Annotated in this window: 11 protein-coding genes and 1 tRNA gene; 1 reads left to right on the forward strand and 11 read right to left on the reverse strand. The window is 45.3% G+C overall.

Going from position 1 to position 14987, the window contains the following annotated elements; genetic code table 11:
* The 4 genes from VK541_RS10120 to VK541_RS10135 all read right to left on the reverse strand — a co-directional run.
* Nucleotides 1-1197 (reverse strand): Tex-like N-terminal domain-containing protein (locus VK541_RS10120; RefSeq protein ID WP_324369567.1); only part of this gene is annotated, 1197 nt, incomplete at its 3' end.
* 103 nt (nt 1198-1300) lie between these two features.
* Complete coding sequence (locus VK541_RS10125; RefSeq protein ID WP_324369569.1) at nt 1301-2287, reverse strand: pyruvate dehydrogenase complex E1 component subunit beta; 987 nt, start codon at nt 2285-2287, stop codon at nt 1301-1303.
* Nucleotides 2288-2420: 133 nt separating this feature from the next.
* Entirely contained in the window at nt 2421-5324 is a 2904-nt protein-coding gene (locus VK541_RS10130) for a PD-(D/E)XK nuclease family protein (RefSeq protein ID WP_324369571.1), read from the reverse strand.
* 20 nt (nt 5325-5344) lie between these two features.
* A complete protein-coding gene (locus VK541_RS10135) occupies nt 5345-8572 on the reverse strand; it encodes a UvrD-helicase domain-containing protein (protein ID WP_324369573.1) in 3228 nt (1075 codons plus the stop codon).
* 53 nt (nt 8573-8625) lie between these two features.
* On the opposite strand from VK541_RS10135, the gene VK541_RS10140 reads away from it, so the two are divergent.
* The gene (locus tag VK541_RS10140) at nt 8626-9174 is read left to right on the forward strand and encodes a thioredoxin family protein (protein WP_324369576.1); all 549 of its coding nucleotides are present in this window, start codon (nt 8626-8628) and stop codon (nt 9172-9174) included.
* On the opposite strand, the gene VK541_RS10145 is transcribed toward VK541_RS10140, so the two are convergent.
* The 7 genes from VK541_RS10145 to VK541_RS10175 all read right to left on the reverse strand — a co-directional run bounded on the left by VK541_RS10145 (nt 9161) and on the right by VK541_RS10175 (nt 14975).
* Entirely contained in the window at nt 9161-10885 is a 1725-nt protein-coding gene (locus VK541_RS10145; RefSeq protein WP_324369578.1) for a glycoside hydrolase family 3 protein, read from the reverse strand. The genes VK541_RS10140 and VK541_RS10145 overlap by 14 nt on opposite strands.
* A gap of 129 nt (nt 10886-11014) precedes the next feature.
* Nucleotides 11015-11191, reverse strand: coding sequence for a hypothetical protein (locus VK541_RS10150; protein ID WP_324369580.1), 177 nt, complete (start codon nt 11189-11191; stop codon nt 11015-11017).
* Between the two features lie 140 nt (nt 11192-11331).
* Entirely contained in the window at nt 11332-11976 is a 645-nt protein-coding gene (locus VK541_RS10155; RefSeq protein ID WP_324369582.1) for a porin family protein, read from the reverse strand.
* A gap of 237 nt (nt 11977-12213) precedes the next feature.
* The gene (locus VK541_RS10160; RefSeq protein ID WP_324369584.1) at nt 12214-12828 is read right to left on the reverse strand and encodes a porin family protein; all 615 of its coding nucleotides are present in this window, start codon (nt 12826-12828) and stop codon (nt 12214-12216) included.
* 325 nt (nt 12829-13153) lie between these two features.
* On the reverse strand, nt 13154-13681 hold the full coding sequence (locus VK541_RS10165) for a DUF1772 domain-containing protein (RefSeq protein WP_324369586.1): 528 nt from the start codon (nt 13679-13681) through the stop codon (nt 13154-13156).
* Nucleotides 13682-13778: 97 nt separating this feature from the next.
* The gene (locus tag VK541_RS10170) at nt 13779-14687 is read right to left on the reverse strand and encodes a class I SAM-dependent methyltransferase (protein ID WP_324369588.1); all 909 of its coding nucleotides are present in this window, start codon (nt 14685-14687) and stop codon (nt 13779-13781) included.
* Nucleotides 14688-14887: 200 nt separating this feature from the next.
* Nucleotides 14888-14975 (reverse strand) — tRNA-Ser (locus VK541_RS10175).
* Nucleotides 14976-14987 lie beyond the last annotated feature (12 nt).

Below are 14987 nucleotides of genomic sequence, written 5' to 3' on the forward strand. Positions count from 1 at the left end.
CACAACCAGGACGTCTTCAAGACCAAGCCCGCGAACGAAAAGCTCAGTTTCCCTGCCCGCAGTGCCGTTGCCGACGGCAATGGCTTCCACCTCATGTTCCCTGCAGAGCCTTTTTAAGGTTTCAGCAGATTCCAGGACGCCCCTGTTTCCGTTATGCGGATAAATTGTGGTATTCTCCAGCAGCTTACCCTGTTTGTTTAAACACGCCACCTTACAGCCGGTACGGAATCCCGGATCTATTGCCAGTACATTCTTTTCTCCCATTGGCGCGGCAAGCAGTAATTGCCTGGCATTTTCTGCGAATACCCTGATCGCTTCTTCATCCGCAGTTTCCTTTGAAAGCCCGCGGACTTCAGTTTCCATAGCAGGGCCAAGCAATCTTTTATACCCGTCCTGTATCGCCAGTTTTACCTGTGCAGACGCGGCATTGTTTCCTTTTATAAATCGTTTTTCGAGGATTTCAATGGCCCCCTCTTCAGCAGGCGCTGTTTCCAGTTTCAGGATCTCCTCATTTTCGCCCCTTCTCATTGCCAGCACCCGGTGTGAAGGCGCTGCCTTAAGCGGCTCGTTCCAGTCAAAGTAATCTTTGTACTTGATGCCGGCCTCTTCTTTGCCTTTGACGACGGTAGATTTAACCACAGCGTGCTGCTGAAAGTATTTCCTCATGGAGGTGCGTGCATCAACGTTCTCGTTGACCAGCTCAGCAATGATATCACGTGCCCCCGCCAGTGCTTCATCTATGGCGTTCACACCCAGCTCTTCGTTCAGAAACTGTTCAGCTGTTGCTTCGGGATCTTTGTTGTCCTGTGCCAGGATGGAAAGTGCAAGAGGCTCAAGACCTTTCTTACGTGCTTCTGATGCCCTGGTTTTACGCTTCGGCTTGTAGGGCAGGTAAATGTCTTCTATCGTCGCAATATTGGTAGCCGCATTGATCAGGGCTTCCAGTTCCGGGGTGAGCTTATCGAGCGCCGCCAATGCCTTTAATATGGCCTCCCGGCGTTTATCCAGTTCCCTGAGCTGCTGAAAACGGTCACGGATGACAGCAACCTGTACTTCATCCAGACTTCCCGTCATTTCCTTACGGTAACGTGAGATGAACGGAACAGTTGCTCCGTCATCCAGCAATTCAATAGTAGCAATAACCTGCTTTTCTGCAACTGCCAGTTCCGCAGCAATAATGATTGAGTGATTACTCATTTTAATCTGTATTTGATCTTTTAAAGGACAATGGCGCCAAAAATAAATAAAAAATCCCGCAGGGTATGACCAACGGGATTATATTTTTCTTAAATAATAGGTGTTATTTTGCTACGTACATGACCTCTTTTACAGCTTTTACCACTCTTTCAGCATTAGGTAAGCTGGCTGCAATAAGGGTCGGAGCATATGGAAGCGGTACATCCGCACAAGTAATACGCAGTACAGGGGCATCTAAATAGTCAAAAGCATTCTTTTGAACATTAAATGCGATCTCAGAAGAGATAGAAGCCAGTGGCCATGCCTCTTCAACGATCACCAAACGGTTGGTTTTCTTAACAGATTCAATTATGGCTGCATAATCGATAGGACGTACAGTACGCAGATCGATCACTTCAACATTCACTCCCTCTTTGGTCAGTTCTTCAACAGCTGGATTTACCACGCGGGTCAGCATTTTGCCAAAAGTAACGATGGTTACATCTGTTCCTTCTTTTACAATTTTGGCTTTGCCCAATGGAATATAATATTCATCTTCAGGCACTTCGCCCTTATCGCCATACATCACCTCAGATTCCATGAAGATTACAGGATCCGGGTCAATGATCGATTGTTTCAATAAACCTTTAGCTTCGTAAGGAGTAGAAGGGACTACCACTTTTAATCCGGGACAGTTTGCAAACCAGTTCTCAAAGTTCTGGGAGTGCTGGGCGCCGAGCTGACCGGCATTGCCTGTTGGTCCGCGAAATACAATCGGCACGGTGAACTGTCCGCCGCTCATGGAAAGAATTTTTGCAGCGCCGTTAATGATCTGATCTATGGCAACCAGCGAGAAGTTGAAGGTCATAAATTCTACAATAGGGATCAATCCGTTCATTGCTGCGCCAATGCCGATTCCGGTAAAGCCAAGTTCTGCAATAGGAGTATCTATGATACGCTTTTCGCCAAACTCATCCAGCATGCCCTGGCTTACTTTATATGCACCATTATATTGTGCAACTTCTTCGCCCATCAAAAAAACGTTTTCATTCTTACGCATTTCTTCACTAAGGGCTTCACGTAAAGCTTCTCTAAATTGAATCTCTCTCATTGTATATTCAAATATTAACTAGCGGCAAACTTAGATAAAATTGTTTTTAAATGCAATTATTCGTCATTGATCACCTGTCTTTTACTGGTATTCATGATCTCGCAAGCTCGGTTTTACCGATCTCTCTCTAAACTTACATCCCGCAAAGGGTCAAATATGGCGAATACATAAATCCCGCTTCATTTTCTGTAGCAATAAACGGTATATTCTCATCAAAAAGCTCGGCAAGTTTGGACTTAAGGAAGGTGAGAAACTCCAGTTTTATACTTTCCAGCAATTCTCCCTGCAATTTGATCTTATCTTTGCCTTCCATAAAGAATGTTCCCTCTTTTCGCATGTTTCTGATGCTGTAAAGATTGGGCTCTACCATTTGCAAGGCATTGGCCTGTTCAAATACATAGGTATAAAACAGTGTCTGGATCAGCGCTTTGTTCTGTTTACCGCCATTGGTGTCAAATACATCTTCCAGGTTTGTATACCGCAAATTGTCACTTCCTGTCTTGTAATCCACAATCCGCGTAACACCATTTTTACGGTCTATACGGTCTATGATCCCATGGAGGGTAATGTTTTTGTCCAGGCCGTTTACCGTAAAGCCAAATTGGATCTTGTCTCTTTTTTCCAGTTCAATAATTTCAAAAGGCGCCTCGCTTTCATCATGATCGAGGATCAGGCCAGCGTATTCTTCTACTATGGCCAGCACAACCTTTTGCATTCCATTGTGGGCCAGCTGATGGTTCTCATTCTTGAACATTACTTTGGCAAAAGCCCTGACCGTCAATTCAGGAATATGCCTGCGGTGTTCAGCTATCCGTTCCCTGGTCATCAATGGATCCTGCCTCCTGAGCTGCTGGTAAAAGGTCTCCAGCACGTAATGGAGCATAGACCCAATGTAATTTGCCTCCAGATTTTCCGAGATTTCCTCGGGTTCTTCTATTTTGGCGATATACCGGTAAAAGAACTGCAGGGGGCAGTTGACATAGGCCGTTAATGCAGAGGCCGACAAGGGGACTTCTCCGGTAAGGTACCTGTTCAGCAAGGCCATCACCTTCGCATCTTTTTCAACCACGACCAGCGGCCGCTTTTCGGTGGCAATGTGCTGCTTGTGTTCCAGATAGTTAAAAGTAAATCCGCTTTCATATTCCAGCTGCTTTAAAAACCGTGTTGGTTCACCCGTATTGCTGTCGTCTGCCTGTGCGTTGTAAACAAGGCTCACCTTTTTAGAGCGCTGCAGCAGGCGGTAAAACATATAGGCTGATATCGCATCGAGGTTTTCCAGTACAGGTAATCCGTAAGCCTTTCTGATGCTGTAAGGGATAAAGCTGGGCGCAACACTGGTTTGAGGAAGCAGGCCCTCATTAACGCCTAAAATATAGACCTGTTCAAAATCAAGGCTCCGGCTTTCCAGCAGGCCCATCACCTGGATTCCACGTAAAGGCTCCCCGGTCAGCGGCACGGCGATGCCCTGGATGGCTTTTTGAATCAGCGACAGTACAAAAGACAATTCCTTGCCGGAGTTCAGCTTAGGCAGGTAGGTGGTAAGTCCGTCGTGCAGGCGGTTTAATTCCTTTATCGTGGCGACAAACAGGTCTGCTTCTGTTTGTTTTAAGGACTTGTCTGCCAGCTGCTGCTCCAGAATGCGCTTAAAGATCGCCTGTAAGGTATTGGTTGCCTGCGCACTGCTTTCTGCTTTTGTAAAAAACAACTCGAGCAATCCCCTTTGTCCCTGCAGCCTTGCCAGAGGCACTTCCGCCAGTTGTTCAGACAATAGCCGCTCCTGTATTTTACCCCGCATCTTTTCCGAGATCCCGGTAAGCGGATGTGAAAGAAAGGCCTCGACCTCTTTATAGCTTACCGTGTTCTTTTCTTCCTGTATCAATTGTGCCTGCACACTGAGCCATAAATCTGCCAGCCCGAAGATAGAAGAGGCGACCAAAGGATAACCCATGGTCACATTTAAGTTAATGGCATGTGTCTGATCACCATCGGTATAGTGCGTGGGAATAGTCTGCAATACGGGCAGAAGCAAACTTTCATCGGCCAGTACCAGTGCTATTTTCCCCGCATTGTCTGCTTGTTTTAGCAATGGATAATCCTGCTGCAGCGCTTTACTCAATATTTTAGCCTGGGCAGCCTGACCCTGGGCTTTGTAAACATCTACACTTTTAGGTTCATCCCTGATGAATGCCCGCTCTGCACCCAGCGAGTTTACCAGCCCTGTCTGTTCCAGGTTTTTTCTTAAAAACAGTCCGGCCTCCTGTATCGGATCATCCAGATAATAGGAATCAGTATCAAAGTAAAACAAAGCCCTTCCTTCATCCTGCCAGCGTCTGAACACCGCAGCTTCAGACCTGCTGAGGGCATTAAACCCTACAAAAACAAGTTTTCCCTTATCAAATATATCTGTAAAACCGGGAAGTCCGGCCTTGTTTTCCGCAAGCAGCCTGTATACATGCCCCATAGTAGTAAGACCCTTGCTTTTCAGCTCCTGATGATAGGTATTGTAAAGTTTCGGCATGCGCTGCCACATCCGAATGAACTGTTCCTGTTGTTTTTTTTGTTTCCCTTCTGAATAGGACCTCCAGAAACCGGCTAAAAATTCCTGCTGCTCTTCGGATAAATAGTCGAATTCGTAGTCGATCTCTGCAAAATCTTCCAGTTGCTCAAACAGCTTTTCCGCATTGACCAGGTCATTGTCGATCTGGGCAAAATCACTCAGTATGATGCGTGCAATGGGGTAAAATCTCGCCGGTTCCATCGCTGCTTCGCCCTCATGCAGCACCAGTTCATTGTATTTATGGTATAAAGTGAAAAACTGTGTAAAGGCATCGGCTATTTTCAGCGCTGATGACAAAGCGAAGAATTCCTGAACGGTATAAAATGACGGGCTCCAAAAGGGTTTGCCGATCACCTGTGAAAGATGGCTCTGCAAATACGCCACCGGCCTTTTGTTGTTGAAAACAATTGCGGCATGCTGGAGGTCGTCGCCCAAACGCGACACCAGGTCTTCTGCTACCTCTCTTAAAAATGGCTTCATGCTGTCCTTGCCTTTAATCGTTAAACTAATTTTAATTGCCCGCTGACCGCGTAAAACAAATAGGTTTTTACATGCGGATATCCCATAGCCAGCAGCAATGCTTTATAATGGCTGACCTGTTCAATATGCCGGTCGCTTTCCTGCTGGGTAAATTTATAATCGATCACGGTTACCTCATTTCCGTTCACCAATACTTTGTCAGGGCGGTAACTTTTTCCATTGGCATCTATGATGCTGCGCTCGTTCAAACTCTGCTCACTTTTGTTCAGGAGCTCCTGCAGGCCGGAATGCTGTAATACGGCTACAGCCTGATTCTTTAAAAACGGGAGCTCAGCCGCCTTGAAAACGCCTTCTAAAAGCAGGGTTTGCAACACTGAATCTATTCCTTCAGCTGTACCTGCCCTGGCCAGTACTTCGTGCAGGATGGTTCCGGTTCTGCCCGCGCTTTCCCCGGTTAGCAGATCTATCTCTCGGCGCTTCAGACTGGCGTCAAAAACCTGGCTGAGCCGGTTAGAAACCGGATACTGTTCCAGTTCAATGAAACTGCCCCTGTCCGCTCTGAAAGGTACTGCGTTTACCGGGTCATCGATGACGTAGCTGTTGTCTTCAGACAGCTCATCTTCAAAAACTTTGAACAGCAGGTCGCCGATATTGGTAATGGTATCAGTCTTCTTGCCCAGCGTACTGATGTACAGATACTCTTTAGCGCGTGTGGCGGCCACATAGAGCATATTCAGCGCATCCATATTGTTGTACAGCAATTCTTCAAAATAGGGCTTTGCTACACTTGATCTGCCCAGCTCTTTATTATATTTCAGCGGAATGCTCTGCAAATGATGGTAAGGCGTGTTTTCTGCCGGAACCCAAAAGATGCCATTGGTTTTCCCGTTAATGTCCCAGTTGCAAAATGGCACCATGACAGCCCTGAATGCAAGGCCTTTTGATTTATGAATGGTAATGACCTGTACAGCATCGGTATTGTCTGAGGAGGGCAATGTCTTTCTTCCCCCTTCTTCATTCCAGTAGGAGAGAAATGATGCAATCCCCTTTTCACCGTGCTGGGCAAAGTTCCCGGTCAGGTCTCTCAATGCCAGCAGGTATGGCAGGTGTGAAGCGTTTTTGCTTTCATGAAGCCCATAGGACTCGATGATCTTTTCCAGCAATGCCGGGATCGGCTGCTGCATCCAGGTATGCCAGTTCAGGCACAGATCGTCCGGCAATATCCCCTTCAGTTCAGCCAGGGTCTTATTTTTCAAATTGAAAAAATATTGCGGCTCCAGTGACTTGTTTTCAAGTCTGCTGTACAGACTGATACAATTTGCTTTATATAAGGCCGTATTTTGGGCCAGGCCGCCCAGAACCTGGAAGGTATTGATGATCAGCTTTACTGCACTGTTGTTGTTCAGCAGCAGCGCTTCTCCGGAGATCACATTGATGCCATTGTTCATCAGCATTTCCACTGCAGCCACAGCCTCGGAATTGGACCTGACCAATACGCAAATGTCCGCGGGCTGATAATTTTTAACCCGAAGCAGGACTTCCAGTTCGGCTACCATTTTCTGCAGGGAAAGGTCCCTGAAGGTACCTTTAGTCAAAGCCTTGCCCTCACTGTCTGTTTTTAATACATTGAAATGAATGCTCCCGCCTTCCAATGTGAAAGGAGTTGTTTTCTGGGTAGCCTCTGCATAGACATCCATCACAATGTGGTCAAAACCCCTTTGCCACCACCAGTCAAGTATTTCAGCTGTTTCCTGTTCTGTTATCGCCCCGTTCAGGTGGGTTTGCATCAGCTGCGGCAGTTTCCTGAACAGCGAATTGTTGAATTCAATGATATTTTTGGTACTGCGGTAATTTTCTTCCAGGCTTTCCTCTATGACATTGTGGATCTGAACATCCTGTCTGGCCTGCTGGTGGAGAATGTTCCAGTCCCCGTTGCGCCAGCGGTATATGGACTGCTTGGTATCCCCAACGATCAGGTGGTCTGTCATGTTGCCGCTTGCAGAGGCGATCGCGTTTGTCAGCAGGGATTTAAAACTTCCCCACTGACTGGCAGAGGTGTCCTGAAATTCGTCAAAAAGGAAATTACGGTACCGGTTGCCCATTTTCTCCCAGATAAAAGAAGGATTGCCATCGGCATCATCCGTTATGCCCCTTAAAAGCGTCTGCGCATCACTGATCAGCAGGTTCGGGCTTTCGCTTCTGTAATCTTTTAGCAATATGGCCATCTCCTGCATCAGGCGCAGATAATACAGGTTTTTATTGAAGGCCAAAGCCAGCAGATATGCCGGTAAACCTTCCTGATAAGTGTTCAGTAATTTTGACAATACAGGGTTTAGCTCCTCATAAGCAGTACCGCCATATCCTTTTTGAAACCATTCTTCCGGCTGGTCAACCAGTTTGGAGAAACCGGCAACCCTGCTCAGGTCTCCGTCTTTGATCCTGGAGAGGTTGTTCAGCGGAGATCGTGATTTCCCTTTCATCATCGCAACGTCTACATCCTCCACTTCAAGTATTTGAAGTCCCTGCAGCGCCAGGTCCGTAATGGTACTTTCAAAGGCCTCAATGCCCAGCCTGGTGACTTTATTGTAATCCTTAAAAAGCGCATCCAGATCGGCTGAATTCTCAAATTGCCTGACTGCGTTTTCAAAAGGCTGATACCGCTCTTTGAAGATCTCATTGGCCAGCTCAATCAGCTCCCGCCGGTAGTTCCAGCCCAGGTTATTGTTGATCCGGTCCAGCGCCAGATCTATGATCCATTGCAGCAGCACAGGATTGGTATCCAATGCCTTGTCGAGCCTTTGCGCCAGCTCCTGCTTCACCTTATCGTAGTTCATCTCCAGGCCATAGCCGGCATCCAGTCCCAGTTCAAAGGCAAAGCCCCTAATCACTTTTTGTACAAAACCGTCTATGGTACTCACGGAAAAACGGCTGTAGTCGTGCAGGATCTTCCGGTATATTTTATCAGATCGTTCTTTTAATGCGGTCGCATCCAGATCAGGATGCGCTTTTAACACGATCTCCCTGTAGTCATTTATCTTTTTGGAGGCATCTCCCTCAGCAAAACCCTTCAGCACTTCCATGATCCGGGTCTTCATCTCCTCAGTGGCCTTGTTGGTAAAAGTCACGGCCAGGATCTCGCGGTATCTGTTTTCGCCGGCCAGCAATAAAGTAAGGTAATGTGCTGTCAGGCTGAATGTTTTACCTGAACCTGCAGATGCTTGTAATATTTTAAGTGGCTGTTGGGGCATGAGGTGAAGTTATTAAAATAATACCTTTACTTTGTAGTGTAAAACGAAATGCCATGAAAAAACTGATCATGATTGCGCTATTGGCCTTCACCGCGCCGGCATTTGCCCAAAGCACAGCAACTGCTAAAAAAGAAGCTATAAAAATTTACAATCCGCAGGCCAATGCCCGAGCAGATATCGATGCTGCCGTTGCAAAAGCAAAAAAAGAGGGCAAGCAGGTGTTTGTCCAGGTCGGCGGCAACTGGTGCGGCTGGTGCATTGCATTTCACAACATGGTAGATCACACCCCTGAGCTAAAAACCCTGCTGAATTATAATTATGAAGTGGTTCTGGTAAATTATAGCCCTGAAAACAAGAATGAAGCCGTCCTGGCAAGCCTTAACTATCCTCAGCGTTTCGGATTTCCGGTATTCCTGATCCTGGACGGCAACGGTAAGCTCCTGCACACCCAAAACTCAGCATACCTGGAAACCGGTGAACTGGACCCGAAGACCGGTAAAAAGAAAACCGGACATGATGTTAAAGTGGTCAGCGATTTCCTGAAAGGCTGGACAGTGAAAGCACTAGACCCCGCCTCTTACAAAGAAACTAAGGCAAAATAATCTCCGGCTTCTCTCCGTCGCCATATTTAAAGAAGGTATTTACCGTAACAGGCAACCTCCCTGTGGTGATCAGCTTATTTTTGAATACGGCAGCTGCCGATTGCTGCATGAAATCTTCTTTCTGGTAAGCAACCACCAGGCCTTTGCTGTTCTCCAGTCCAGGCAAAGCTGAAAGGTTGTAGGGATTTGCAAAAAGCGCAAACACTGCATTTTTGCCGGCCATATCTTTAATGAACATCCTGAGGTCTTCACTCAATACCATTCCATTGCCGGGCCGGGTGCGTGTATCGTGAATGCCAATGATCACCTGATCGAACATATTGATGTCCTTCATTACTTTTGCGATTGCATTGGCATTTGCGTTTTTGTCCAGTGTGTAAAAAATAGAGTTCTTATAATAGAGGCCCAGATCCTGCTGAAACAGCGTAACATTGGGGGTGCCGATGCTGATGATCACCGTCCTGTTTTCAGGTGATAAGGTTTTGATGTAATCTTTTCCTCTCAGCATGGTCATTGAGGCATCTGCCAGTTCCTGTCTTAGCTGAAGGCTTTCCGATCTTGTCACATCCGCCAGTACATTGTGTTCGTTTATGGTATCTTTAAGGTTCAAACCTGACCAATACTTTGCGGTGAGGATCTTTTTTACACTTTCATCAATTCTTTCCATACTGATCCTGTCCTGCCTTACCGCTTTACGCACGAGTTTTATGGCCCTGCCGCTATTTTCAGAAAGCTCCAGGATATCGTTGCCGGCAATCACACCCATGACATCTGCTTCGCCGTCTGTAAAATATTTTACCACCCCTTTCATGCCCATCGCATCAGAGATGATCAATCCTTTAAATCCGAGTTCGCCTTTTAATATGCCGGTGACGATAGGCTTAGATAAAGTCGAAGGCATATTTGGTGTAGCATCCAGCGCCGGAATATTCATGTGCGCGATCATAACGCCCGCAGCCCCTTCCCTGATCAGTTCCCGGAATGGATAGATCTCCAGACTGTCGAGCCGCTCTTTTGAAAATTTTAACTGCGGAAGGTCATAATGTGAATCCACATCTGTATCACCATGTCCGGGAAAATGCTTGATGCTCACGAGCAGCCCGCCATCCTGCATCCCTTTCAGGTAGGCAGAGGCCTTACTGGCTACATTATATTTGTTCTCCCCAAAAGAACGAAAATTGATCACTGGATTTTTAGGATTGTTGTTGACATCCACATCGGGCGCAAGGTTCATGTGCATACCCAGGCGCTTATAATCTTTTGCAACTTCCAGACCCATTTTATAGATCAGGTTTTTGTCCTGAACTGCTCCTAGTGCCATTTGATACGGATAGGAGATGGTGCTGTCCAGACGCATGCCCAGACCCCATTCCCCATCGGAAGTAATGAGAAGCGGTACTTTCGCATGTGACTGGTATTCATTGGTCAGTACCGCCTGTCTGCCCGGTCCTCCCTGAAAGAATACCACACCGCCTAAGCGCTCTTTTTTAATCACCAGGCCGACAGAATCTTCATAGGCCTTGCCCAAATTGGTATGCGCCCTGACAAAGAACATCTGCGCGATCTTTTGCCGTTTGCTCATTTTATTGAATACAGAATCCACCCATTGATTTGGTGCAGACAAGGATTGCAGATAAGAAATTTTTTGGGCAGAGGCTGATGATAGAACAATGAAGAGAAATACGGTGGTTAAAATGTGTCTGACGTTCATTATGGATAACTATGTTTATTTTCAAAGTTAACTAAAACCTGCGAAAAACCCAGACGCCAAAAAGGGCATTCTGATCAGAATGCCCATTACAGGTAATAGGAATATTATCCTCACACACAATAAGGCTCTTTAATGGTTTTCGCGCTTGCGCTGGTTGTCTTTATTTGAAGTCTGGTCAGACCGCTGACCTCCGCCATTGGTAATTCCCTGTTGCTTTTTATCGTCTTTAGCATTGTGGTACATGCGGTCTGAAGTAGGTCTTCCCTGTTCTGAACTGGTATGCCTTGCGTCCTGTTTGTTCTTCATTGTTCTAAATTTAGGTAAATAATTTAAACTGGTACGTTAATCTTCAATGATATAACGACCTGTATTTGGATTTGTTTTAAAAAACAAGCCGCCCCTGCAAAGGAAGCGGCCTGTTTAATTAAATGTTGCTGAACTTAGAATTAGAAAGTATAACCCAGTGATAAGGCAAAACCACTGTTTTTAATTTTGTCCTGCTCCGCCTTGTCTTTGAGGGCTTTCTGGAAATCCATATTGTACCTTCCGTTGATATTGATATTTGGGGTAATGCTGTAGTTCAGTCCAACTGCTCCCCCGGCGATAGATTTACTCCAGTTATCTTTATTGGAGTTAGAACCCGTTTCCTCGCCATTTACTTTAAAGGTCGTAGTCTGGTCAACCAGAAAAGATACCTGCGGACCCGCAAAAACAGTAAGTTCCGGTGTCGCTTTGTAACCGATCAGCATTGGGGCATCTATATAAGAAACCTTGCTGTCAAATTCACCGGTATTACCCGCTACAGTTTCCTTGAGCTTACCGCCTTTTTGAGTAAAAGTGATTTCCGGAAGAAATGCAAAATTGCCGCCCATAGGCAGATCGCCATAAACACCGGCCTGGAAACCGACCTTATAATCGGTAGCATAGTTCTGCCCGGCAAATTGTAATTTACCCATTTTCATCAGGTTGGCTCCGGCCTTGATACCGAAGCGCATTTTGTCGTTTGCAGCAGACTGAGACGTCTGCGCTGCTGCCTGAAAAGCTGCACTGCTTAGTGCAAGTCCTAATCCTATAATGAATAATTTTTTCATAGTCTTTTGTTTAAAAATTCAATACAGGTCTTGTAATAACCATGCCAAAGACATCGGATTATGAGTGAAAATTTCAGTTAATATTCAATACAAATAACTGTAAATCAATTGTTTAATAAAAAACAACGCGGTATGGTCACCGCTGTTTCACCAGACCTGGTCTGGTGTACCAAATCTAAGACAGGGCATAAAAAAAGCCGCTGATCAGGCGGCTCAATTATTAAAATTTAGGGTTTGTTAAAACTTAATTCCCAGACCTACAGAGAATACCTGGTTCCTGTATTCAGGTGTTTCTTTGGATCCGTCTTCATTGTTTTTCTGAAAATCCAAAGCATAGCGTCCGTGGATATCCACTTTATCTGTAACGTCGTATCTGAAACCGATCAAACCACCAACCAGGCTCTTTTTGAACCTGTCTGATTTATCTTCAATGATTTCCTGTTCAGCAGTTCCAAATCCAGTATCGTATTTATTTTTAGTTGACAGCAAAAATGATACCTGAGGTCCAACTACCAGATTTAATTTACTGCCACCCAGGTTGAGACTTGCCAAAAGGGGAAGGTCAATAAAGTGTGTGGTTTGCGTAAATTCTCCAAAAGGAGCCGTTGCTTTATATCCTTTAGTCGCATATAGCAGCTCCGGAGTAAACGCCAGACCTTTGATCAGGTTAATATCCAAAGTGATACCGGCATTGAATCCGGGATTTAATTTCGTGTCAAAATCATTGTTTCCGTCCCCTTTAATGATGTCCGGTAAATTTAATCCTGCCTTCACGCCCAATCTGATCGGGCTTTGTGCTTGTACAGCACCAGCAATACATAGGCCTACGGCCAAAATAATTAATTTTTTCATGTGTTAGATGTATTTGTTTTCCGGGAGTACCTTAGAAAGAAATGTGCCAAGATTAAAAATTTTGGATAAAATAATTTCTAAGCACTTTAAAACGACTTGCACGTTTCTTAAACGTAGTCATTTTAAGACGCTTTCAACTATCAATATCATTACCTTGTTGCCTTTCTGGTACCCTGTCTTCATGACTTCTCCACAACCCCATCTAGGGGGTTGCTAGGGGGTTGCATGACCCCCCGGGCCTTGCAACGATTGTAAAGGGACCTTAAGGCCGCCCCTGGAATATTCATCCGGAAAGGATACTCTACGAATACAGGAACGGTTCAGTTTATCCCTTTGATGCAGCCGGAGCATTATTGATACATGCAACGAGCACCAATATCAAACAGATCAGCGAGGCAATGGTCCTGATCTGGTGCAGTTTATTCCAGGGCTGTTCAAAATTTAACCGCTGAGTGATCATATCCTGGGCAGAGGAGGAATGAATATTAAATGCATCAAGCGCATTATTCAAAGGAACGTTGCCCCCAATTGTGACTCCGAAAACCCCAATGACATAAATTGCAGATGCTGCCAGAAGAAAGATAAACCTGGGATGTCCGTAATTTAACCAGGTGCAGACCGGCAGCAGCAACAGGGTACCCATAAATGTCGCAAAGAACACAGGATTGAGAATTTCCCGGTTGATAGACTGCATTCCCATCAGGTATTCCCTGTCTGGTAATTTCCCCAATCCCAAATTAACAGAACAGGAATAGGCATACCAAAGCCCGGTTATCAATGCGACCGATAAAGCCGTTATCAGGAGCACAATATTGGAAGTTAACATAGCTGAAGAATTAAGTTTTATTTTCATGAATCTATTATTTACCGGCGTCCTTTCCTACTGCAAATGGTCAAAGCAAGGATGTTATACACTCAAAGATAAGGATTTGGCCGAATTGATAACAGCGCTATGACACAAGTATGTGCAGGAATAAATTAATGCCTTCAGGCTCCCTTTCAACCTTAATGTTCTTTTCCTCTATACCTGCTTGTACCGCGAGTTGAGTAAGTTGTTCTTCGGAGCGGTGATGCAAATACCAATTGCCGAAAAGCTCCATAAAGGCCCGCGAAGAATTGCACTCGCTAAAATTGCCAATAATAATTTCGCCGCCCGGTTTAGTCCAGCTGACAAATCTTCTGACAATTTTTACGAAAACACTGTCATTAAAATAATCGAATAATCCTGCACTCCAGACCACATCAAATTTTTTGTTCGTTTCGTACCGGAATATATTCTTCTCTACGAAGCTAATTTCTTCACGATATGCTTTGTTCAACTCCCTTGCATAGGCAATAGCACGATGGTCTGCTTCTATGCATAAGGTGTTTAGCTGCCCTGCATTTATTCCGGAATATAAATCTGCCAGGTCTCTGGCAGGACCGCTGGCCACATTTAGCAGCTCAAGTTGTGGTTTTCCTTTAAGCAGGTTTGTGAGTGTATTGATAAAATAGGTTTTCCTGTTACGTACTGCACGGGTCGCGGCACAACTTTGCCAGAATTTATCCCATTTTTCAAAGCGCTCGTCCGTTGTCACGTGTTTTCTATAAAACTTGTCAATAATCATAAAGTCTCCGGCATAACCATAAGGCTTTGCAATGGAGTGACCATGAAGCGTGGCTTTAAGACACTCTTCACCAAAACTGTTTCGCATGAGCTGCAGGTCCAGTTCGGAAATGTTTCCTGATTCATATTCTTTACTGAGGTAATCCGCCATCTTCATAAGCAGATCATACTCATGTGGCTCCGGACCTCCTTTACTAACTATTTTTTGGAGAAGTTCGATCGGTTGTACCAATTGGTTTTCAAAAGTTATCATAATCGTTGTTTTAAATATTAGGAATGAATTATGATCCAAAAATGGTGATCGAACAGAAACTTTACATGGGTGACTTGATGAAAGGCATACCAGAATTAACGAAACAGGGAAATGAATATATATCGTGCGTTGTACTTAAACAAAATAGGGTTGCCCGAAATCGAACAACCCTATGCGTTTGAGAAATCATTCTCCTGATGCGGAGAGAGAGGGATTCGAACCCTCGATACCCTTTTGAGGTATACACACTTTCCAGGCGTGCTCCTTCAACCACTCGGACACCTCTCCTTTTTACGGATT

This window comes from Pedobacter sp. (genome assembly GCF_035317785.1).
GTDB lineage: Bacteria > Bacteroidota > Bacteroidia > Sphingobacteriales > Sphingobacteriaceae > Pedobacter.

Excerpts from the sequence above, each read along its gene's own strand:
- VK541_RS10135 (WP_324369573.1), bottom strand. The coding sequence starts at position 8,572 with ATGCCCCAACAGCCACTTAAAATATTACAAGCATCTGCAGGTTCAGGT.
- VK541_RS10150 (WP_324369580.1), bottom strand. The coding sequence starts at position 11,191 with ATGAAGAACAAACAGGACGCAAGGCATACCAGTTCAGAACAGGGAAGA.
- VK541_RS10130 (WP_324369571.1), bottom strand. The coding sequence starts at position 5,324 with ATGAAGCCATTTTTAAGAGAGGTAGCAGAAGACCTGGTGTCGCGTTTG.
- VK541_RS10140 (WP_324369576.1), top strand. The coding sequence starts at position 8,626 with ATGAAAAAACTGATCATGATTGCGCTATTGGCCTTCACCGCGCCGGCA.
- VK541_RS10170 (WP_324369588.1), bottom strand. The coding sequence starts at position 14,687 with ATGATAACTTTTGAAAACCAATTGGTACAACCGATCGAACTTCTCCAA.
- VK541_RS10160 (WP_324369584.1), bottom strand. The coding sequence starts at position 12,828 with ATGAAAAAATTAATTATTTTGGCCGTAGGCCTATGTATTGCTGGTGCT.
- VK541_RS10145 (WP_324369578.1), bottom strand. The coding sequence starts at position 10,885 with ATGAACGTCAGACACATTTTAACCACCGTATTTCTCTTCATTGTTCTA.
- VK541_RS10155 (WP_324369582.1), bottom strand. The coding sequence starts at position 11,976 with ATGAAAAAATTATTCATTATAGGATTAGGACTTGCACTAAGCAGTGCA.
- VK541_RS10165 (WP_324369586.1), bottom strand. The coding sequence starts at position 13,681 with ATGAAAATAAAACTTAATTCTTCAGCTATGTTAACTTCCAATATTGTG.
- VK541_RS10125 (WP_324369569.1), bottom strand. The coding sequence starts at position 2,287 with ATGAGAGAGATTCAATTTAGAGAAGCTTTACGTGAAGCCCTTAGTGAA.